The sequence below is a fragment of the Bacteroides sp. AR20 genome (assembly GCF_964250605.1).
Classification (GTDB): domain Bacteria; phylum Bacteroidota; class Bacteroidia; order Bacteroidales; family Bacteroidaceae; genus Bacteroides; species Bacteroides uniformis.
Genome location: NZ_CAXUGK010000014.1, coordinates 81,794 through 105,233, shown reverse-complemented (window position 1 = coordinate 105,233; position 23,440 = coordinate 81,794). Strand labels below are relative to the sequence as shown.

Genomic DNA, 23,440 nt, shown 5'->3' with positions numbered 1-23,440 from the left:
AACTAAAATAATAATAACCCCATCGGTCAAGACTTTTTAAGGGGGCATTGTTGAATGTTTTAAGGGGGCAGAATCGCTTGGTTTTAGGGGGCAGCTTACACTGGATTTTCCATGTTCTATCACATCCTTATCATGCCTTAGGTAGTGCTGTCTAATAAATCCCTTTTCTATATAAAATAGGCAATTACAGATATCACCTTCATTTAGAATTATATCACCTTTTTGATATTTCTTAGGCTGAATAATATCTGCAAAAAGGCGAATATTCTCCAACTTAAGTTTGCGATTAGGGCATGTTTCAGCTATAATCTGTTTTGCAATGTCAAATTGAATACTCATAGGCTAAAGTTATTTATATCCAACATTTTGTTTCAATTTTGGGTTCAAGTCTATACTTTTTTGTGGAATAGGAAAAACTGTGGTATACCCATTTTTCTCATCAGCCAGTTGGACTCGCTGATCGTATGATTTGTGATAAACTCCAAAACGCACCATATCTTGTCGTCGCCAGCCTTCCCATACTAACTCCAACAAACGCTCTTTCAATATGTTCTCAAGCGTAGCTTCTCGATATGGCATACCAACACGACCTCGGACTTCGTTCAACTCCAACGAGCCATCCTCACCATTACGTACCTTTGCCTCGGACTTCATCAGGAGAGCATCGGCATAGCGGAATAGCACGATGTCGTTATCCGGTTGTCTACCGTCGGAATGTGAGGTCCTATCAACCTCATATTTTGCCATACGAGCACCAGCTGTCTTGACATAGGAGCTTCCCGTAAGATTCAACTTTAGCTCCAATGGGAAATACTCCAACTGCTGTCCATTGTCCATCATTACAGGCTTTCCATCAACCTCTACGATGCCGGCATAGAAGTTCTTTTCAAAGCGAGCATCTACATCATCTGTGCCGTATCCGTTGGCTAAGACTGTTGAGATATTGGCACTGGTACCATTTTCCGATGAGCCACCCAACGCACCGCCATGGTTGTAGTGTCGTGATCGGAAGAGATACCAGAACTGCGCAGCATAGAGGTTCTTATCCAACGGAATGGTGAATATGTTTTCGTTGGAGTTCTCGTTATGCACAGAGAAATTATAGCTATAATCGTCCTCCAACCGATAACCTACCTCGGCAAGTTTATTGCAATATTTGATACAGGTCTGCCAAGCGTTGAGTTTCTCACCATCGACGGTGAAAAATATCTCTTTACCGTTCCGTGGAACGCCATCAGTCCAATTATCATCACAATATATCTCGGCATTAAGAGCCAACTTAGCCAAAAGGAAATTAGCTACAGGTGTTGTTATACGACCATAGTAGTTACCCATCTTATTACTACGCTCATTTGGCAACAACTCGGCAACCTCCTGCAACTCATTCACGATAAAACGGAAAACCTCGCTACGCTCGCTCTGCACAACTTCATCCTGCGGTTGTTCATAGGATGTTACGATGGGCACTCTGCCATACATATCCATAATGTAGTAGTAGAAAAGTGCTCTCAGAGCTCGCACCTCAGCTTCGTAGGCCACTCTCTGCTCCTCAGATAGGTTATGGCTATACTTATCGATGATATGCAGAGATTTGTTCGATAACACAACAACCTTGTAGAGGTATTTCCAAGTATTGTAGAGTGGTAAATCATTAGGACTCCACTTATGCTGATACATATTCGTCCACAAACCTCCATCGTACCAGTCGCCACCACGAATAGGTATCATGGCTTCGTCTGTAGTAAGTGTGTTATAGTCATAAATCCCACGACAGGTCCCCTGTAAACCCTCACTGTCTGCACTGCCACCAATGTAATTGTAGAGCACAGCCACTGCATTAATATATATGTTGTTGGCATTGTTGTAAATGTCTTCTTCATAAAGTTGATCTCTAGGGTCTTCAGTAAGACAAGAGGTCATCATCGTTGCCAAAGCAACCATCAATATGTTTATATATCTTTTCATAACTGTAAGCGGTTAGAATTGAATACTAAGACCTAACGAATAGGTACGATATAAAGGATAGGTGCGTTTGTCGTCAATGCCCAAAGTGTTGCTTACTACATAACTGTTTATCATTGGAGTAAGACCGCTATAGCCTGTGATTGTTGCAAGGTTGCTAATGCCTGCCGAAAGACGCAATGACTTCACAGCCTTGGATTTCATTGGAATATTGTAGCCTATGGTAATATGTTCAATATTTACATAGTCACCTTTTTCCAACCAATAGTCTGAAACATTCTGATCAATAATATTTTTTTCAGGAGCACCCTTCAATACATTGTAGTCAGGGAATATAGACATATTGGTATAAGCCAAGCCCGTGCCATTGAATATCTTATGACCGAAAGCACCATTTATCTGCATGGCAATATCAAAGGACTTGTAACGGAAACTGATGTTTGATCCAATAGTTACCTTGGGGGTTGCCTGACCTGCTATATACCTGTCTCCGCCATCGCTAAAATCAATCTCGCCATCATCATTCAAATCTTCAATATCGTAACTGTAGCCACCAAGTTCATTTTCTTTAAGCCCTTTGCAGTGAGGTAGATAGAATACCCCCAATGGCTGACCTACAGTCTGATATACTACATTATTGTCTCCACCGTTCTGACCTGCACCATAAAGCGAGCCAATCGGAGTAATATCTGAAGCTGTCATATGCATACCATTATACTCTCCACTAAGCGAAAGTAACTTATTCTTCTGGTAGGACATATTGAAGTTGATATTCATCTCCATATCCTTTCGTTGAATGGGAACTACCGAGATTCCTAGTTCGACACCCTGGTTAGACATCGAGCCGATATTTGCCATCAGTTTATCGAACGCAAAGGTCGGAACGGGAACATCATACTCATAGAGCATATCCGTTGTCTTTGAGTAATATAATTCCGAGGTAAGCATCAACCGATTATCCCATATACCTAAGTCAAAACCGATATTAAATGTTGAACGAGTCTCCCACTTAAGGTCCGGATTCGTGTTGCGTATACTTCCCATTGTTACGGTAGGTGCACCGTTGATGGATACGATACCATTCTCCTTTACGGTATTAAGTGTTGTATAGGATGTTATACCTCCAAGATTTCCTGACCGACCATATCCGGTTCTTAGTTTCAACATTGTTATAAAGTCAGTATCAGAGAGGAAGCCTTCTTTTTTTACATCCCAACCCAGTGATACTGATGGGAAGAATCCGAAAGTATTGTTATCGCTTACCATTGAAGAGCCATCTCCACGGAGTGCTGCCGCAATAGAATATCTATCCTTGTAACTATATGTGACACTACCCATTATTGAAGCAAGTGACGGGTCTTCATAGCTACTGCTCGTACCACCGAAAGGACGCGATGATGTTGCTCCGATGTTATTATAGGAGAAATCATTTGTTGTTATTCCTTTTGCCTGCACCCATAAACCAGTCCTTACCTGTTTAAGATATTCTGCGCCAACAACAGCATCAAGGTGTGAGTCTCCCCAAGCATTGTTATATGAGAGGGACACATTTGTAAAGTAGTCTTCACCCTTGAACTCTCCACGATAAACATTGCCTTGCGCCCACACCCATGTAGGACAAAATTGAGCATTTCCCGTAGATGAATATGAATAAGAGCCGAAAGCCGACAATATCAAATTGTCAAGGATATTAAATTTCAGCCCCAAATGTGTATTGAAATTCCGTTCTTCGGAGTCATTTTTCTCATAGAGGAGTGCTCCGGGGTGGTTGATGTGTGATGCAGCCGAGTTCTTCACCCAGTTGCCATTAACATCAGTTCCTGCTGGATATGTAGGATTCTGTGCAGCTGCCGAGTAAAACAGCATTCGTGTATCGAAAATGTCGTGTATCTTTGACGAGTAGCCATATACACCAAAATCGCCAACTAAGCGACCATCGAAAGCCTTTTGTGTAGCATCAAGTTTTACCACTAAATTTCGGTAATCGTTAACTTTGACAATTGTATTATGATCCATAAAACCGAACGATGCTCGATAGTTTGAGTTTTCCGAACCACCGCTAAAAGCCAAGTGATGCTGATGTATCAAGCCCGTACGAGTAATTACATCGTGAAAATTGGTGTTGTAGCCACCATTATTGTAATCTAATCCAAGTGCCTCTGCTGTAGCTATATACTCCGGGCCGTTGAGCATTTGCAGATGTTTATACATTGACTCGAATCCGTAGTTGCCATCATATGATATTTCGAAACCTCGCCCCGTTCCTTTCTTGGTCTTAATCTCAATTACACCTGAAGCACCACGGGAACCGTACATTGCCGTTTCGGTAGCATTCTTCAAAATAGTGAAACTCTCGATGTCTGCGGGATATATGGTAGATAGCATAGCGATGTCAGATGTCACTCCGTCAATAATTACTAACGGGTCATTGCCACCCATAATGGATGTGGTACCACGCACACGGATACTATTCAGCATAGTGAGCCTGTCAGTCCCATTAGTGGTGACGTTCACACCGGCAGACTGACCACTCAATACATCCAAAGCATTATTCAATGGTCCCTTCTTGATATTCTCGGGCCTGATATGCTCTAATGATTTAGTCGCCGAAATGGTATCTTGTTTCTCTCTGATATTCTGTACTTGTGCATCAATTTTTTGAGCACTACAGATGAAGAACATTATGACAAGACAAAGACTGACTCTTCCCATCTTGATTCGTTAAATCTCTGTAGATTCCCCAGACCAGACAGTTAATAAATCTTATACGCAATGTATTATAAAGAGGGGGATTGGGAATCTGTACTATTTCCCTGCCTGTCCGTCCGCTTAGCCATTGTATATTTTTTTCTGTTATTTCATATCAGTGATGCTGATAATCCAGGCAAGAACAGAGTAAACATCTACCTCTTTTATACATAAATCCTTTCCAAGGACTTTATAAGCGCAACCATTAACTACATTACATTACAAAGGTAACAATAATTTGTCATTTGAAGAAATTTAGAAAAAAGAAAAAGTCATTATGCGTGATATTTTTTATTTAATTACGACATTTATCAAATACAAAAAATCATAGAAGGACAAAAATCTTTAAATGATTTGATTATAAACAAACTTTAAATAGTTAAATTGCAATAATACTATACCATGGTTGTTCTTTACCTTAATGTAATACTACTGTTATATATCTGGTCATTTATCTCCTTTTGTCGGATGCAAAGGTTGCCAAGCCTCTTTTAGAAAACGAAAAGTTCAAGCGGTAAACCATTTGGAGCAGTTTCGTCCTCCGTTGGAGAGTAAACAGCTCCAAAACCTTTTCTTATTCATCGGCTTGGCTGAAAACTGCATCCGGCAACGGAGATAAACGACTGACGAAATAATAGCATAAAACAGCATAGCCCCCCCTTAATAAGGCAATTTTATCAATGCTGTTTTCATTCTTTTCAGAGGACTATTATTTTCGACAGAGAGAAATTTGGCAAGCGGCAGATTTCACTCCCTCAAAAATAATAGATTTGAATTGCTGTCCTCTTGCCTTTATTGGAAATTGTAGTACCTTTGTAGTGGCTTGTGCGAACGAGCCAAGCAATGTGGAAAGATGGGAACATCGAACCATCAATAAAGTACCGAAAAGAGGGAAAATACCCTCTACCACCGCTCTTTGAGTGTTAAGAAATAATAAAAAGGTTAAATCTTCACCTTTTAGAATGTACCCCTAAAGGTTATGCCCATATTTCTGACTTATAACTCACAAAATATTGAGTAATAACTGGTTGCAAATACTTTTTTTGGAAATCAGCGTAAAAGAGCTCGAAGAATCTCCTCTTAAAGAGCATGAACATACATTTTTTGAATTGGTTTATATCCTTTCCGGAACAGGTTTACAATGCATCAATAATAATAAATTTGATTATCATGAGGGACATATGTTTCTAATAACCCCTCAAGATTGCCATTCTTTTGATATTCATACTACTACCAAATTCTTTTTCATTCGTTTTAATGATATATATATATATTCATTCTGGTTTCTTTGGAACTAAAAATATTAAGAACTTAGAATTTATTCTTCAACATGCCAATCATCAACCGGGTTGTATCTTAAAAAACATCACGGATAAACCGCTTATAAAGTCTATAATAGAAGCTCTTATAAGAGAATATGTAAATCAAGATTTGTATAACAAAGAACTGATACAACAATTAATAAATACATTGATAGTCATCGTTACTCGTAACATTGCCAAGTATCTGCCTGAAAAGATTGATGAACGTTCAGAGGAAAAGACATTGGATATTTTGCAATATATCCAAAACAATATATATAATCCCGATAAAATAAAGGCAGACACTATTAGCCAGCATTTTGGCATCTCGCAAAATTATTTGGGGCGCTATTTTAAAAAGCATACAAATGAAACAATGCAACAATACATCATCAAATATAAGTTGAAGTTAGTAGAAAACAGATTATTGCATAGCGAAATGAGAATCAATGAGATTGCTGCTGAATTAGGCTTTACAGATGAAAGCCACTTAAACAAGCTATTCAAAAAATATAAAGGCGTCATACCCTCTGAATTTAGGAAAAGGAATTTATGACAACTATTTTGTTTTCACTGATTTATCCGTAAATTTGCATTGTTAAGATAAAATTCATGCTAAATACAGAAAACATACAATCACTTATTGATAGCGGAGAAGGCTACAATGTAGAATTTAAGGTTCGTGTTCCTTCAAAGGTGCGTGAACTGACAGAGGAAATATGTGCTTTCGCCAATGCAGACGGAGGATATTTGCTTATTGGAGTAGATGATAACGGACAAGTGGTAGATACTAACTTAGAAAACGATAAGCGTTCTGCTATTCAAGGTTCTATCAGCGAAATATCTCCTGCACTCCACTGTGAATTGTATTCCGTAAATATTGTGAATAAAACTGTTTGGGTGATTGATGTTCCGTCCGGCAAGGATAAACCTTATATATTTTCCGGTTCTATCTATGTCCGTGAGGGGGCAAACTCACAGAAACTTCGCACAGCCGAAGAAATGCGCAGCTTCTTTCAGGAGTGTAACAAAATCTTCTTCGACCATATACCCTGCCATTGGTTCAATATCTACACAGATGCAGATGAACAGATGATTAAGGATTTCCGAACAGAAGCAAAACTAAGTCCGTCCACACCCGACAAACAAATATTTGAAAACTTGGAACTGTTTACCGAGAATGGAACGGCAAAGAACGGTGCAGCGATGTTCTTCGGCAAGCAACCTGAACGAAAGTTTCCACATGCTATCACAAGGTGTGTTCTTTTCAAGGGAACGAATAAAGTCTATATTATAGATGATAAAACATTCGGAGGCTCATTGTACCAGCAATATCTACAGGCTATAGCTTGGTTGGAAAGTAAACTGCAAGTAGCCTATAAAATAGAGGGAACAGGACCAAGAGAAGAAATTTGGGAAATACCTCTGACCGTATTTAAAGAAGCCATTATAAACGCTCTGTCACATCGTGATTACTATGAACAAGGTGCAAGCATTATGATAGAAATGTTTGACGACCGGGTAGAGATTTCCAATCCCGGAGGACTTCTGCCTGTTGTGGCTAAAGATTTCGGGCATAAAAGCATGACACGTAATCCACTAATTTTCAGTTTATTTACCCGTATGCACTTAGTAGAAAGAGTTGCATCCGGTATTCCTCGTATGCAGGAAGCCATGAGGGAAGCAAATCTGCCCGAACCGGAATTCCATACAGAGGGGATGTTTACAGCAGTATTCAAACGCCAAATCTCTAACTCTGCCAACTATGACACAGTAAATGGCATAGTAAATGACATAGTAAATGATACTATAAACGAGAATGAACAAGCTATTCTCAATCTACTGGTAACTACTCCCGGCTTAAATGCTTCTGAAATCAGTAAGCATATCAACAAAAGCTTAAGAACGACTATGCGATATATCAAGATTTTACAAGACAAAGACTTAATAGAGTTTAGGGGTGCGCCCAAAACTGGAGGATATTTTACAAAAAATGGATTACAATATTTATAAATTATCTGAATCAAATAACTTTTTATTAATCAAATCAATCATTTCATTAGCAGATATTTTACACCTATCTATACTATCTAATAGTTCTTTTAATTTAGAGCAAACATTTTTCTTTGCCAATATAATATATTGAGTCATTTTAGGTAGCCCTTTAACTGATTTGTAAAATTCGACTAATTGCCCATATGACGAATCCACATTACTCAATAATAAACGAAGTGCTTCTTTATTCTCTTGCCAAGATTCCTCCGGAATAATATTATCAGAAACTTGCAATAATCCTTTAAAAGCCCCTACGATTTCTTCAAAAGAAATAATCCAATTTTGAATTGGTTGTTCAATTTTCATAGCGTATTGATTCATCGCTTTAGCAGAAGTATTAATAACAGCTCTAGCTAATTGAATCTGATTTACAGGCTTTTGTTCATTAATCATATTCAGTTTTTGGGCAGATTCAGAAATTTGTTCACCTATCCAAATAGTTGAAACGGTTATTTCATTTAAAGATTTTACAGCTTCCGCAGACTTAGTATTTAAAATATCCTGAAATTCTAATAATCCTAATTCGGAGACTTCATCTTCAATGGGTTCTATAATGACAGGTAAATTGGACAAATTTACTTGTGTAGTTAAAGGTTTACTATTAACATTCCAATTCTCTATAACTTTATATAAATGAGCACGCAAATCATTTTTAAAATTCTCTGAACTTACATATGTAAAATAATAACAGCCTAATTCTGCTATTTGTTTTTGAAAAGCTCTAACTTTAGAATATTGTTCAATATCTAAAGAATCTAAAGGTACTCCTTCAATATTAAAATACATCATTATATGTACTTTACCGGCTTGTTGGCTACGCTCTAATGCTCTATAAAACTCTTCTTCCGTACCAGATTCATAATTTAGTGTCTTTGAACCAAATCTAGTCCATAATATTCCTAAAAAAATATCATATTCATCACCTATTTGGGAATTAATCACAGCTTGGGGATATTCACCGACAGAAGGATAACTCGATTTTTCCCAACTACATAATTCTATTCTTGCATTTAACTGCGAAGAATATGTATTATTAAAATCGTTAATAACGTTCTCTACAATTAAACGTTCTTCTTTTACATCACTTGGTGATGCCAAGAACAATTTATATAATGATATAGTTTGTGGCATATTTTTTTGCAAAGATAAATTTTTTCTATGCAAAAGCACTAATTTTAGAAAGAAATATTACCTTTGCATTTAGAAATCGTACCCAAGATACAAACTTGTGTTGAACGGTGCAAAGCTGTGAAAACCTTATTCAAGGGACTAACATCGTGATAAAGATATAACTTATTGAGAAATAGTGCCATACAAACCGACTTTCGGTTCTGGTGGCACCACTCAAATAAATACTCCCATTGAAATGATAATATTTCAATGGGAGTATTTATTTACACCCACTCCCCCTATCCCCAGCAACATGCTTTAAGATAGACTTTACTATTATCCCATGAAAAGGTCTGATAATAAAGAAATATGCCCTTCCCAGCCAATTATTGTACTTCACAACAGTAGTAATCCGAAGTTCTTGTTTTCCTTCGTGATATTCCCCGCACCACATGGACACATGGAAATCAAGATGCTTATCCGGCATTCCGAGAATTTCTTCATGCAGATTTTTATCCAAGACCATATCTGTAAATCTAGTTGCTGTATCCAGTCCTAATGGCTTTACAATCGCATTCCTAAAATTCATGAGCCAACCAATCCACTTAGGAAATCGGCTGAAGGCAAGATTGCGAAAATCTTCCGGTGTCAAAGCCTGCCCAGTGACCATCACTTTAGAAAAAGAATCTATATAATCTACAGGAAAATAATTCTTTATTAAGCTGTCTGCCGGTATATCTTTCATCTTATCACATATTGAATTTATTACTCGTTTGCTTTTCATTCACGACGTCCCCAATGACACGGCCTACAAAGGTAGCCACTTAATCCAACCCTACAACATATTCTTAGAAATAATATTATCCCGTAAAAGATAAAGCTCAAAAGAAAATTATCAGTTATCTTTGTTCCATGACTACCAACAAGACAACTCCCAAAGAATTATGGGCAAGACAGCAGATTAGCGGTCCCGATGTGGACTATGATTTGTGGAACAAGAAAAGAATATCCGTGCAAGCGTTCTCACAAATGAGCCAGAGCTGTATTTTTACAGTTGACGTATTTAAAGAGAGATACGATTTTGCATCCGACAGTTTTGCCCATCTTTTCGGATACAATCCCACTTGGATAAAGACAATCAGGCAACAAGGCGATTTACTGGAAGAGAGAATACATCCTGATGACAGAATGCAACTCACGGAATGCCAAATCGAGCATGGACAGTTCATCTACTCACTCCCACCGGAAGAAAGAAATGATTACCGGCAAATATTTCAATTCCGTATGTTGAATGCACGGCAACAGTATATCAATGTAAGCAGCCGGCAACAAGTCATAGAAACAGACCGGAATGGTAAAGCCTGGATAATTATGGGAGTAATGGATATACTTCCCGACCAGACCCCTATCGAAAGAATCAAACGGACGGTGGTGAACAGAAAAACGGGAGAGATGCTTCCAACATGCACTGTTTCTCCCGACAAACAATTATCCAACCGGGAGAAAGAAATATTACGACTCATCCGACAAGGTTTTCTAAGCAAGGAAATCGCTTACCAGCTGGGAGTGAGCATCTATACTGTGAACAATCACCGGAAAAACATCCTAAGCAAGTTAAATGCCAACAATATAATGGAAGCCATCCATATAGTAGAAAATCTTGGTATCTACCTCTAAGATTACGGAAGCCAACCGAGACCATCCGCCAACTGATTTGTTTTGCGCCACTCTTCAAGCTCCTTATAAGTGCCGACACCTCCCGTAAAGACAGCATGATAAATCTCTATACCTGGAATCGTTACACCATCCGGCACATCGAATTTGATTTGCAATATCGTTTTCCTAATTTCAGGAGTAAGGCGCTCCGCAATAGCGGCAGTCACCTTTTCTACAACACCATCATACCTGGAACCTTTCCGGATGTGAATCATATCAAACTTCCAAATATTCTGTTCTCTATCCTTATATAAAGCATGCCACTCCATGCACTCTTCCTCCGTATGGATAAGGTTCCTATATTGTATTTCCTGCAAAGGCAACCGTTCCGCAAGTTCCCGGATGACCGAAAAGCTCTCTCCTACATCCAACCTATCGGTATAAATATGGATATCTATATCCCTACTTTTCACCAACAGCCCAGTACGGAGTGAGCCCACCAAACGAACGGTTGCTCCAATGCGCTCCCATGCTTCAATAATACAGGTATCTTCCAATACTTTCCATGCAGATTGCTGATTCTGCCTTGCAAGCTCATGAATGTCCATTTACCTCCACTTTTTTGAATGTGCAAAGATATAAAACTTCCCAGTATATAGCTATAAATAGCCATTTCCCTTCCCGATACAATACACTAATTTTGCACACTGTCTTATCTTTTAGCAACAACTAATTATGGCATTCAATCAAACAGAGAAACAAGAGAAAGAATATTTAAAGCAAATAATCAGTTTTCTGAAAAAGGTTATCGGTAATACCGACGCATCCGTGAAAGACCACGTCGACACCTTGGCAGAATACAAAGACTATATCTGGTCCAACAAAGACATCGACCCACACGAGATACGCTCCATGCGCGAAAGCATCCTGAACCATTTTGCCTTGGGGGAAAGTGTAATCAACAAGCATAAGCGGCTCACCAAGATACTTGCCATTCCTTACTTCGGACGAATTGATTTTTTGGAAAAGAAAGAAAACAGCAAAGTGATGCCTATCTATATAGGTATCCATACCTTCTATGACCCGGAAAGTCGAGCTACCCTTATCCATGACTGGCGAGCACCCGTTTCGAGCATGTTCTATGACCATGAATTAGGAGAAGCAGTCTATCGGTCTCCATCGGGAGAGATTAAAGGAGTAATTTCCCTAAAACGCCAATACAGAATTCGGGGCGGCAAAATGGAATTTATGATTGAAAGTGCCCTGACCGTCCATGACGACATTCTGCAAAAAGAGTTAAGTTCCAATGCAGATGACAAGATGAAAAATATCGTTGCCACCATCCAACGGGAACAGAACCGGATTATCCGCAACGAAGATATCCGCACGCTTATTATTCAAGGAGTGGCCGGCTCTGGAAAAACATCCATAGCCCTGCACCGCATAGCCTACCTGCTCTATACCTTCAGAGACAGCATCTCATCAAAAGATATTCTGATTATCTCCCCCAACAAAGTGTTTTCCGATTATATCTCCAACGTCCTCCCCGAACTTGGGGAAGAAACCGTGCCCGAAACCAGTATGGAACAAATACTCTCCGGAGTGTTGGAACACAAATATAAGTACCAAACATACTTCGGGCTAGTGAATGAACTGTTAGAAAAGCCATCCTCAAGCCTCATCGACAGAATAGCCTATAAAGCCTCTTTCGGCTTCATTTCAGAGCTTGACAAGTTTATCCTCCACATAGAGAACACCTACTTCAAGGCAGCAGACGTGAAGCTGACCAAATACATCACCATACCTGCCCCGTTTATTGAAGAACAGTACCTACGTTTCAACCGTTATCCCATACGCCGACGATTTGATGCTATGGCTGATTATATGCTGGATATGTTGAAAATACAATACGCCTTTACGGTAACCACCGCCGGCAGAAACCTTTTGAAAAAAGAAATCAGACTAATGTTTGCAGGCAATAACGACATTCAAGTCTACAAAGATTTCTTTAAATGGACAAATAATCCCGGAATGTTCAAAATGCGAAAGGGACATACACTCGAATACTCAGACTTGGCACCGCTGGCATACCTACACTTGGCATTGGAGGGAAACGGGAACCAGCCATTCAGAGTCAAACATCTGTTGATAGATGAGATGCAGGACTATTCGCCCATACAGTACAAGGTAATACAGAAACTCTTTCCATGCCGGAAAACCGTGTTGGGCGATGCAGGACAGTCCGTGAATCCTTATGGCTCATCCACAGCAGAAACTATCCAAAAGTCACTTACTGCAAGTGAAATCATGAAATTGTGTAAGAGTTATCGTTCCACCTTCGAGATTACGGATTTTGCGCAAAAGATTCATCCTAACGCAGAGCTGGAACCGGTTGCCCGGCATGGAGAAAAGCCACAAATCCTGCAGTTCGGCAGTGCCGTAGAAGAACTGTCCGGCATTATGGGGCTAATCTCCACTTACCGGAAATCCGGATATAAGTCTCTTGGCATCATATGCAAGACGGAGCAGCAAGCCAGGAAGATGGCAGACATGCTGAAATCATATGCCAATGATATCAGCTTCCTATCAAGTCAAAGCTCCGCATTTGTGCAAGGCATCGTCATCACCTCTGCCCACATGGCAAAAGGGCTTGAGTTTGACGAAGTCATTATTCCACAGACGGATGAGAGAAATTACCGTTCGGAGATTGACAAGAGTATGCTTTATGTAGCTGTAACCAGAGCTATGCACCGCCTAACCTTGACATTTCACGAGGCAAGACCGGCAACTCACTGATGATGGATTATTAAGGAAATCTATCCCAACAGCCTTGTACAAGATGCGGCAAGTAACAGCGTATCTCATCAATCGACCAATCCCACCATTGCAGCCGCAATAATTTCTTCACCACATCCTCATCAAAACGTTTCCTGATTTCTTTGGCAGGAGTTCCCCCTACAATTGTATAAGGGGGAACATCTTTAGTCACAACAGCACGTGCACCAATAATCGCCCCATCTCCTATATGAACACCAGCCATTATCACCGCTTCATAACCAATCCAAACATCATTACCTATTATAATATCTCCTTTGTCATCCCATGCATCCGTTATGTCCGATTTCTTCAATCCCCACTCTTCGTAAAATAAAGGAAATGTATAAGTAGACAGAGATTTCAACGTATGATTGGCACAGTTGAACAGAAATTTCGTACCGCAAGCAATGGAACAGAATTTACCAATAACCAGCCTCTCCTGATGGATGGGGTAATGATACAGCACATTGTTTTTCTCGAACAACAAAGGGTCAGCTACAAAATCATTATAAATAGTATAGTCACCAACCTCTATTCGAGGATCCTTTACAACAGCATTAAGATATACGGTTTGCTTATCTCCCGTACGCGGATATATTTTAGTCATCATAATTCGATATGTTTCTAATATTGTTTACTTCTTAAATAGAAAACCGATTGCAGTGCCAGCAAAATCACAAAAAGGTATTCTGCCGTTAAGTAAATAGCCAAGGATGCATGAGTGCAAGCGCTTAACCAATAAAGATACCCCAAATACACGACAGTGGTAGTCACTTGGAAAAGAAAAGTAATCCGGGTTTTACCGGTCCCTCCAACTGCGTTGAGATATACATAGCCTGGCAAGGCAAAGGTATAATTCAGCAACGTCACAACAAAAGGGATGAAAGCCTGCTCCGTCAACAGTTCGTTATCTGTATAGATTCCTATTATCAAGCGATTACAGCATACAGCTACCCCTATCAGTGGAAATCCAACAGAATAGCCCAACCTCAGTATCTTACGGCAGATAATGAAAACAGCCCTCCTTTCTCCAGCCCCAATCGCATTACTGACCAGCGAACCCGTAGTGACCGCAAAAGAATTGACTATTACAAAAAAGACAGCAGATACACTTCGCGTAATATTGGAAATGGCTAATTCCGTTTTACCCAAATGTTCCACCGCCACAAAAAACAAGAGCCACGGAGCTACGCTGATAAAGGCATGAAGCATGCTCCATACCGACAAGCTCAGCACATCTACCAACAGCTTTCCGTCATATACCGGTTTCAATCCATATTTCCCTTTATCTATTTTCAGCCATACGTAGAAAAGAAGCATCGCCAAAGAACCCATCTCTGCCAGAGAAGAAGCAATGGCAGCTCCCGATATTCCCAGTCCTCCAACGAATATCAGAATATAATTCAAAGGAATATTAATCACTACTGCAACGGCTGCAGCCCACGATAATGCCCGAGTGCATGTTATTCCCACAAGAAAAGAACGGATAGCCAAAAACGGAAACGAAAACAGCAAACCGAAACTGCGCCAGTCCAGATACTGAATTACAGCCCGATAAATCTCCGGTGAGGAAATCAACCTTCCCAATATGAAAGGAGAACTTGCCTGCATCAGCAGACAAAGCAAAATGGCCAATCCCGATAAAAAGAAGAAACCTTGAAAGAATATCTTCCCAGCCTTACCATAATCACATTCTCCATTCCTTCGGGCAATCATCACCTGCAATCCGATACTAAATCCAAACCCAAGCATGTAGATCGCCAAATAATAAATCCCTGCAATGGCAGATGCTCCCAATTCCACCTCGCCAACGTGACCTAAGAAAACAGCATCGGTTATATTTATCAGCTGCTCCATCAAAATGCTCATCATTACCGGAAAGTTGATAAGCCATATCTGTTTATATGTATAATGCATTGCTCAACAATAAAATAGCACAAAACAACACACTGTACAAGTACAGCATGCTATCCTGCAAATTCATGAATAAAAGGATATACAATCTCTATGGCAAACGGGGCATCGCTTGCCAGATAGCTGAATAGCTTTATCAAGCAGGGCTATTCGTTGAGCGTAGCTATATACAGAGCTTCATAAAAGGTGAATATGTTTGTTCATTCAAGATATAGTGCAAAAGTACAGAAAAAAATGTGCCAAAGTTCAGTTTAGGGCATAAAAAAAGGAGTACCGCTGTACTCCAACCTTTGTTAACCTTAAATCTAATACTATGAAAAACACATTGCAAAGGTACGGACTTTTGGGACATTGACAAACTTTCCAAGAAAAAAAGCATTTTTCATAACACATTTTAATAAGATAAATGCTCGTTTTCACGTCCTTTTTCACTTTTTCTGCTTCAAAATAGAAAAGGAGGTATAGCATCACGTAAAAAAATAAGCAAGTTCTTTCCATTATACTCCCAGTTTGCATTATCTTTGCACTAACACGAAGATAAGCTGCACCTCAGCATAAAAAATGAACGAGTTCATTTTATTCTGCATTCGGTTTGCACTATCTTTGTAATGAGATTAACAAGAACTTATATATGCCAGACTATGATTTAATCGCCATATTAGGGCCTACCGCCTCAGGAAAGACTCCATTTGCAGCCGCCTTGGCCGCCGAACTCCATACGGAAATCATCAGTGCCGATTCACGGCAAATCTACCGGGGGATGGACCTGGGCACCGGCAAAGACCTTGCCGACTATACCGTCGACGGGAAACAGATTCCCTATCACCTCATCGACATAGCCGACCCGGGCTATAAGTACAATGTTTTCGAGTATCAGCGTGATTTCTTGAATGCTTACGAGACTATTAAACAAAAAGGTTGCCTGCCCGTTGTATGTGGAGGAACCGGAATGTATCTCGAATCAGTGCTGAAAGGCTACCGTCTGCTGCCCGTACCCGAGAATCCTGAGTTGCGCACCCGTCTGGCGGACAAATCGCTGGAAGAACTGACCGACATACTGAAAGGTTACAAAAGCCTGCACAATACTACGGATGTGGACACAGCCAAACGTGCCATACGAGCCATCGAAATCGAAGAGTATTATGCCCATACCCCAGTAGACGAACGTTCCTTCCCCCAGATGAACAGTCTCATCATAGGTGTGGACATCGACCGGGAATTGCGTCGGGAGAAAATCACCCGCCGCCTGCACCAGCGCCTGGAAGAAGGAATGATAGACGAAGTGCGACGTCTGATAGAGCAAGGCATCCAACCGGATGACCTCATCTATTACGGACTGGAATACAAGTATCTGACACTTTATGTCATCGGCAAGTTGACCTATGAAGAGATGTTCACGCAACTGGAAACAGCCATCCACCAGTTTGCCAAACGCCAGATGACCTGGTTCCGCCGTATGGAACGGCGTGGATTTACCATCCATTGGATGAATGCCCGGTGGCCGATGGAAGAAAAGATAGCTTTTGTAAAGAAGAAGTTGGAAGGATGATGAAATGATAAAGTGACCGGGTGATTTAAATCGTAAATAGTAAATAGTCAAATTGTAAATAGAATCATGAGTGCAGAACCCGAAAAGTTGGGAGTGATATACAACCCCAAAGCCGGAACACGGAAAGTGCAGAAACGGTGGAAAGAAATCAAAGAATACATGGACAGCAAAGGTGTGCCTTACGACTATGTGCAGTCCGAAGGGTTCGGTTCGGTAGAGCGTCTGGCAGGCATCCTCGCCAACAACGGCTACCGCACCATTGTTGTAGTAGGCGGTGACGGCGCACTGAATGACGTCATTAACGGCATCATGCTTTCCAATGCACCGGACAAGGAGAATATAGCCATCGGCATCATCCCCAATGGTATAGGAAATGACTTTGCCGACTATTGGGAAATGAGTTCGGATTACAAGAAAGCGGTGGATTGCATTATCAACAACCGCCGCCGGAAAATAGACGTGGGTACCTGCTATTATTACGACGGTGAAAAGCATCTGACACGCTACTTTCTCAATGCCATCAACATAGGCCTGGGAGCCCGTATCGTGAAAATCACCGACCAGTGCAAGCGTTTCTGGGGAGTGAAGTTCCTCTCTTACTTCATGGCACTGCTATCCATTATCTTCGAACGGAAGCTGTACCGCATGCATCTCAAGATAAACGGCGAGCATATACGCGGACGCATCATGACTGTCTGCATAGGCAGTGCGTGGGGATACGGACAAGCGCCTAGTGCAGTGCCCTATAACGGCTGGCTGGATGTTTCCGTCATTTACCGTCCCGAATTGCTGCAACTATGGTCGGGATTGTGGATGCTTATCCAAGGGCGGATTCTGAACCATAAGGTAGTGATGCCCTACCGTACGCAAAAAGTAAAAGTGCTGCGTGCGCAAAATGCCTCTGTCGATTTGGACGGACGTATTCTCGACCGTCATTTTCCACTGGACATCAGCGTACTGCATGAAGCAATAACATTGATTATACCCAATTGAAAATACTTAATCAGTAACAACCTATGATTGAATTAAAGAATAATCCTGCCGGAAACTTCTTCCTACTGGCAGGTCCATGTGTCATCGAAGGAGAAGAAATGGCAATGCGCATTGCCGAACGTATCGTGACCATCACAGAAAAACTGCAAATCCCATACGTATTCAAAGGGTCGTACCGTAAAGCCAACCGTTCGCGTCTGGATTCCTTTATGGGTATCGGTGACGAAAAGGCGCTGAAGATACTGCAAAAGGTACACGACACTTTCGGAGTACCTACCGTGACCGACATTCATGCCGCCGAAGAAGCCACCATGGCTGCCGAATATGTGGATATTCTGCAAATTCCCGCCTTCCTCTGCCGGCAGACAGACCTGCTTGTAGCCGCCGCCAAAACCGGAAAAACCATCAACATCAAGAAAGGGCAGTTCCTCTCTCCGCTTGCCATGCGCTTTGCGGCTGATAAAGTAGTGGAAGCAGGCAATAGGAACGTCATGCTGACAGAACGCGGAACTACTTTCGGTTATCAGGATTTAGTCATCGACTATCGCGGCATCCCCGAAATGCAGACCTTCGGTTTCCCCGTCATCCTGGATGTAACCCACTCCCTGCAACAGCCCAACCAGACCAGTGGCGTCACGGGAGGTATGCCGCAACTTATCGAGACCGTAGCCAAAGCCGGTGTTGCCGTAGGTGTAGACGGACTGTTCATCGAAACCCACGAAAATCCCGCCGTAGCCAAGAGTGACGGCGCCAACATGCTGAAACTCGACCTGCTGGAAGACCTGCTGACCAAATTGGTCCGCATCCGGGAAGCAGTCAGATAAATTCCATTTATCCGGAATGGAATCCGAAAAAAACAACAGAAGTTGTGATTTATCCAAGGGCTGTCCGACAGATAGTTCAAGAACAATTTAAATTCATAATAATATGAAACATCTATTACGTGGTTTATGGATTGTAGCGTTAATTCTTTGCTGCAATTTTCAGCAGGTATTTGCACAGCAAATGCCGCCTATCCCGGTCGACAAAAATGTCCGTATCGGAAAGTTGGACAACGGATTGACCTATTATATCCGCAAGAACAGCCAGCCTGCAAACCGGGCCGACTTTTACATTGCCCAAAAGGTAGGCTCCATTCAGGAAGAAGCCGACCAGCGCGGCCTTGCCCACTTCCTGGAACACATGTGTTTCAATGGAACGACCCACTTCCCCGGTGATGCACTGAAGCAATACCTGGAGCGTATCGGGGTGAAATTCGGTGAGAACTTGAACGCCTATACTTCCGTAGACGAAACCGTATACAACATTTCCAATGTGCCGGTCACTACTCCGGGAGCCATCGACTCCTGCCTGCTGATTCTGCACGACTGGAGTAACGATTTGACCCTGGACCCGAAGGAAATAGACAAGGAACGCGGAGTCATCAACGAAGAATGGCGCACCCGTATGAGCGCCATACAACGCTTCCAGGAGAAGATGCTTCCAGTCATGTTCGAAGGAACGAAGTATGCCACTTGTTTCCCTATCGGAACGATGGAGGTCGTTATGAACTTCAAACCGCAAACTTTGAGAGACTACTATGAAAAGTGGTACCGTCCGGACCTTCAGGGTATTGTGGTAGTTGGCGATATAGATGTGGACGCCATCGAAGCCCAAATCAAGAAAATGTTTTCTGATATTCCCGCCCAGCCCAATGCTGCCAAACGCGAGTACTATCCGGTAAACGACAACAAGGAGCCTATTGTATTGGTTTATCAGGACAAGGAACAGTCCAATGTACAAGCCCTCATCTTCAACAAGCACGAAGCCACTCCTGACGAGCAGAAAGGCGACATGGGCTATCTGGTACAGAATTATGCAACCACGCTCATCAACAATATGCTGAATGCGCGTCTGAACGAATTGGTACAGACCGCCAATCCTCCTTATATATATGCCGCCACTTATGACGATGATTTCTTTGTTGCCAAAACCAAAGATGCCTTCACCGGTGTCGTTGTCTGCAAGGAAGATGCCATAGAAAATGGAATAGCCACTCTCCTGCGCGAAACAGAACGCGCCCGCCAATTCGGCTTTACGGAAACGGAATACAACCGTGCCCGTGCCGAATATCTGCGCCAACTGGAATCTGCTTATAACGAGCGTGACAAACGCAAGAATGAAGAGTACGTGGATGAATATGTCCGTCATTTCCTCGATAACGAACCGATTCCGGGCATCGAAAACGAATACGCCATCATCAATCAGATAGCTCCCGCCATTCCGGTTGCCGCACTGAACCAGATGATGCAAGCCCTCGTGACAGACAGTAACCAGGTAGTCGCAATTCTCGGTCCGGATAAGGAAGGATTGAAAATGCCGACAGAAGATGCAATCAAGAAGATTCTGAAAGATATTAAAGCTGAAAAACTGACTGCCTACGTAGACAAGGTGTCGGATGAACCTTTGATGGCCGAAGCCCCGAAAGGCGGAAAGATTGTATCCGAGCAGACAGATGATACATTCGGCACTACAACGCTGACACTCTCCAACGGAGTCAAGGTCATTATCAAGAAGACAGATTTCAAGGCAGACGAAATCCGCATGAAGGGAGTCAGCCTAGGCGGTAGTTCCCTGTTCCCCGACTCGGAAATCATCAACATCAACGGACTGGATGCAGTGAGTGTCGGTGGTCTGGGTAATTTCAGTGCCGTAGACCTGGAAAAAGTTCTGGCCGGCAAGAAAGCTTCCGTCAGCTATGGTATCGGTGACAAGACAGAAACCGTCAATGGCAGCTGTTCACCGAAAGACTTCGAAACAATGATGCAGCTCACTTACTTGACGTTCACCGCTCCACGCCGTGACGACGATGCCTTCGCATCCTACAAGAACCGCAACAAAGCTGCTTTGCAGAATATGGAAATGAATCCCCAGGTGGCGTTCAGTGACTCTGTCTCGGCCGGTATTTACATGCACCATCCCAGAAGAGCCAGAATAAAGGCGGACATGATTGACAAGATGGATTATGACAAGATTCTGTCCATGTATCAAGACCGCTACAAAGATGCCAGCGATTTTACCTTTATCTTTGTAGGAAATGTGAATGTGGAGGAAATGAAACCACTCATCGCCGAGTACCTGGGTTCACTGCCTGCCATCAACCGCAAGGAAACATTCAAGGACAATAAAGTCGACATGCGCCAGGGAGTTTATAAGAATGAGTTCGTAAGGAAGCAGGAAACTGCTAAAGCGTCGAATTTTGTCCTGCTGAACGGTGACTGCAAGTACGACCTGAAAAATAACATCCTGCTGGATATGACCAGCCAGATTCTTGACTTGGTTTATACAGCCAAGGTACGTGAAGACGAAGGTGGCACTTACGGTGTATATGTAGGCGGCCAGTTAAGCAAATATCCGAAAGAAAAGGCCCTTCTGCAAATTATATTCGAAACCGCTCCGGCAAAAAGAGAAAAGTTGATGCAGATTATCTTTACAGAACTCGACAACATCGCCAAAGCAGGTCCGTCGGAAGGAGACCTGAATAAAGTGAAGGAGTTCATGCTGAAAAAACACGCCGAAGACTTGAAGGAAAACAGCTACTGGCTGGGAAGCATTGACGAATACCTGTTCACCGGTATGAATCCGATAAAGGATTACGAACAGATTGTCAACAGCATCACCGTGAAGGACATCCAAAAGTTCACCGACGACTTGTTCAAGCAGAAGAATGAGATTGAGGTATCAATGATCAGTCCTGAAACTCCTGACAAAGAATAAGAGAGCCATACACACAGAAGGCTGCGTTGTTCGATGAAAGGCAGCGCAGCTTTTTTTATACAAACTCTATATATACAAATACTATGAGTCTTTTCTTAGATTTGCGCAAGCACGGAAAACTGGCGGAAAAACGAAATCCGATGTACGAAAAAAGTAAATTTGGAAAATTCTGGATGTACTTCATGTTCGTCTTCTGGGCCGGTTACCTGATATTCTTCGGTACGACCTTTGCATTCGCCTTTGACGGTGGTGCCACAGAAGCCTATCACGTAATGAACTCCGGATTGATATTTGTCCTTGTGCTGGATTTCCTGATACGCCTGCCTTTCCAAAAAACACCCACCCAGGAAGTGAAGCCCTACCTGCTGCTTCCCATCAAACGGAATCGTCTTATAGACTTCCTGCTGATCCGTTCCGGACTGGATGGCTTCAATCTGTTCTGGCTGTTTCTGTTTGTTCCGTTTTCCATCATCACCGTCACCAAATTCTATGGAATCAGTGGTGTGCTGACCTATTGCATTGGCATCTGGCTGCTGATGGTATTCAATAACTACTGGTTCTTGTTGTGCCGCACACTGATGGGTGAGCGCATCTGGTGGCTGGCATTACCGGTAGTAGTATATGGTGGCATTGCCGCCGCACTATTCATTCCGGACAACAGTCCGCTTTTCGACTGTTTTGTCAATCTGGGAGAAGGGTTCATCACCGGTAATATACTGTCATTCATCGGTGTACTGGCTGCCATCGCCCTCATGTGGTTCATCAACCGCACCCTGATGCAGAAACTCATCTACAATGAACTGAACAAAGTGGAAGATACACGGATAAAACATGTATCCGAATACAAATTCCTCGACCGCTACGGCGAAATAGGCGAATACATGAGACTGGAACTCAAGTTATTGCTACGCAACAAGATTTGTAAGCGTTCGCTCTATTCCATCACCGGTGTAGTGATAATGTTCAGTAGTATCATTAGCTTTTCCGATGTGTATGACGGAGGTCTGAGAGATTTCTTCGTCCTTTATAATTACATTATCTTCGGCATCATGTTCCTCAGCACACTGATGGGTTACGAAGGCAATTACATTGACGGACTGATGAGCCGCAAGGAATCTATCTACTCGCTGCTGCGTGCCAAATACATACTGTACAGCATTGCATTGCTCATTCCTACGATTCTGATGATTCCCGGTATGGTTACCGGGAAGGTATCCGTACTCGGTTGCATTGCATGGCTGATATTCATTCCGGGAGCCGTATACTGCTGTCTGTTCCAACTGGCAGTCTACAACAACAAGACTACCGACCTGAATTCAAAGATGACCAGCCGGCAGAATATAGGCACCGGTCTGCAGAATCTGATTTCAGGAGGTGCTTTCGGCATACCTTTACTGCTGCTTTTTGCACTGAATGCCATCTTTGGCAAAGAGGTCACCCCCTGGATACTTATCGGCATCGGCGTGGCATTCATCGCCACTTCCAAATTCTGGCTGATGAATGTATATCACCGACTCATGAAACGCCGCTACAAGAATATGGAAGGCTTCAGGGACAGTAGACAGAAATAGAAATCATT

General features: G+C 42.1%; 16 protein-coding genes and 1 pseudogene. 9 read left to right on the top strand and 8 right to left on the bottom strand.

The genetic code is table 11. The features are described from left to right. Window positions 1–36 precede the first annotated feature (36 nt). Genes ACESTD_RS09285 through ACESTD_RS09275 form a run of 3 tightly spaced genes read right to left on the bottom strand, consistent with a single transcriptional unit; the run spans window position 37 to window position 4,674 of the window. A complete protein-coding gene (locus tag ACESTD_RS09285; protein WP_225982676.1) occupies window positions 37–339 on the bottom strand; it encodes a cyclic nucleotide-binding domain-containing protein in 303 nt (100 codons plus the stop codon). 9 nt (window positions 340–348) lie between these two features. Then, complete coding sequence (locus ACESTD_RS09280) at window positions 349–1,965, bottom strand: RagB/SusD family nutrient uptake outer membrane protein (protein ID WP_005641955.1); 1,617 nt, start codon at window positions 1,963–1,965, stop codon at window positions 349–351. Window positions 1,966–1,977: 12 nt separating this feature from the next. Next, window positions 1,978–4,674: a SusC/RagA family TonB-linked outer membrane protein gene (locus ACESTD_RS09275; protein ID WP_373158810.1), complete on the bottom strand. Its 2,697-nt coding sequence runs from the start codon at window positions 4,672–4,674 to the stop codon at window positions 1,978–1,980. Between the two features lie 1,064 nt (window positions 4,675–5,738). Between ACESTD_RS09275 and ACESTD_RS09270 the strand changes: the two are divergent. Together ACESTD_RS09270 and ACESTD_RS09265 are read left to right on the top strand one after the other, a co-directional pair. Then, a pseudogene (locus tag ACESTD_RS09270) lies at window positions 5,739–6,567 on the top strand (AraC family transcriptional regulator). 56 nt (window positions 6,568–6,623) lie between these two features. After that, on the top strand, window positions 6,624–8,024 hold the full coding sequence (locus ACESTD_RS09265) for a helix-turn-helix domain-containing protein (RefSeq protein ID WP_057097188.1): 1,401 nt from the start codon (window positions 6,624–6,626) through the stop codon (window positions 8,022–8,024). Here the strand turns inward: ACESTD_RS09265 and ACESTD_RS09260 are convergent. Next, on the bottom strand, window positions 8,019–9,197 hold the full coding sequence (locus ACESTD_RS09260) for a DUF4062 domain-containing protein (RefSeq protein WP_347072967.1): 1,179 nt from the start codon (window positions 9,195–9,197) through the stop codon (window positions 8,019–8,021). The genes ACESTD_RS09265 and ACESTD_RS09260 overlap by 6 nt on opposite strands. 259 nt (window positions 9,198–9,456) lie before the next feature. Then, complete coding sequence (locus tag ACESTD_RS09255) at window positions 9,457–9,921, bottom strand: DUF2867 domain-containing protein (protein ID WP_005835508.1); 465 nt, start codon at window positions 9,919–9,921, stop codon at window positions 9,457–9,459. Between the two features lie 167 nt (window positions 9,922–10,088). Between ACESTD_RS09255 and ACESTD_RS09250 the strand changes: the two genes are divergently transcribed. Beyond that, window positions 10,089–10,853 carry a LuxR C-terminal-related transcriptional regulator gene (locus ACESTD_RS09250; RefSeq protein ID WP_005828828.1) on the top strand — a complete coding sequence of 255 codons (765 nt, stop codon included), beginning with the start codon at window positions 10,089–10,091 and terminating at the stop codon, window positions 10,851–10,853. 2 nt (window positions 10,854–10,855) lie between these two features. Here the strand turns inward: ACESTD_RS09250 and ACESTD_RS09245 are convergent, their stop codons facing one another. Then, on the bottom strand, window positions 10,856–11,440 hold the full coding sequence (locus tag ACESTD_RS09245) for a nucleotidyltransferase domain-containing protein (RefSeq protein ID WP_373158811.1): 585 nt from the start codon (window positions 11,438–11,440) through the stop codon (window positions 10,856–10,858). 127 nt (window positions 11,441–11,567) lie between these two features. Here ACESTD_RS09245 and ACESTD_RS09240 point away from each other — a divergent pair, with 127 nt between their 5' ends. Next, complete coding sequence (locus ACESTD_RS09240; RefSeq protein ID WP_373158812.1) at window positions 11,568–13,628, top strand: 3'-5' exonuclease; 2,061 nt, start codon at window positions 11,568–11,570, stop codon at window positions 13,626–13,628. Between the two features lie 10 nt (window positions 13,629–13,638). Here the strand turns inward: ACESTD_RS09240 and ACESTD_RS09235 are convergent, their stop codons facing one another. Further along, window positions 13,639–14,259 (bottom strand): CatB-related O-acetyltransferase, encoded by a 621-nt coding sequence (locus ACESTD_RS09235; RefSeq protein ID WP_005828836.1) that lies wholly within the window; start codon window positions 14,257–14,259, stop codon window positions 13,639–13,641. A 14-nt stretch (window positions 14,260–14,273) separates the two neighbouring features. Next, window positions 14,274–15,566, bottom strand: a complete 1,293-nt coding sequence (locus ACESTD_RS09230; protein WP_034523111.1) for an MATE family efflux transporter — start codon at window positions 15,564–15,566, stop codon at window positions 14,274–14,276. 628 nt (window positions 15,567–16,194) lie between these two features. On the opposite strand from ACESTD_RS09230, the gene miaA reads away from it, so the two are divergent. The 5 genes from miaA (at window position 16,195) to ACESTD_RS09205 (ending at window position 23,432) form a co-directional block, all read left to right on the top strand. Next, complete coding sequence (gene miaA / locus ACESTD_RS09225) at window positions 16,195–17,112, top strand: tRNA (adenosine(37)-N6)-dimethylallyltransferase MiaA (protein WP_005835499.1); 918 nt, start codon at window positions 16,195–16,197, stop codon at window positions 17,110–17,112. Window positions 17,113–17,178: 66 nt separating this feature from the next. Beyond that, on the top strand, window positions 17,179–18,105 hold the full coding sequence (locus ACESTD_RS09220; protein WP_005828845.1) for a diacylglycerol kinase family protein: 927 nt from the start codon (window positions 17,179–17,181) through the stop codon (window positions 18,103–18,105). A gap of 23 nt (window positions 18,106–18,128) precedes the next feature. After that, the gene (kdsA, locus tag ACESTD_RS09215) at window positions 18,129–18,929 is read left to right on the top strand and encodes a 3-deoxy-8-phosphooctulonate synthase (protein ID WP_009037040.1); all 801 of its coding nucleotides are present in this window, start codon (window positions 18,129–18,131) and stop codon (window positions 18,927–18,929) included. 103 nt (window positions 18,930–19,032) lie between these two features. Beyond that, window positions 19,033–21,861, top strand: a complete 2,829-nt coding sequence (locus tag ACESTD_RS09210) for a pitrilysin family protein (RefSeq protein WP_120139134.1) — start codon at window positions 19,033–19,035, stop codon at window positions 21,859–21,861. 83 nt (window positions 21,862–21,944) lie between these two features. Then, complete coding sequence (locus tag ACESTD_RS09205; RefSeq protein ID WP_005835497.1) at window positions 21,945–23,432, top strand: DUF5687 family protein; 1,488 nt, start codon at window positions 21,945–21,947, stop codon at window positions 23,430–23,432. The last annotated feature ends 8 nt before the right edge of the window (window positions 23,433–23,440 follow it).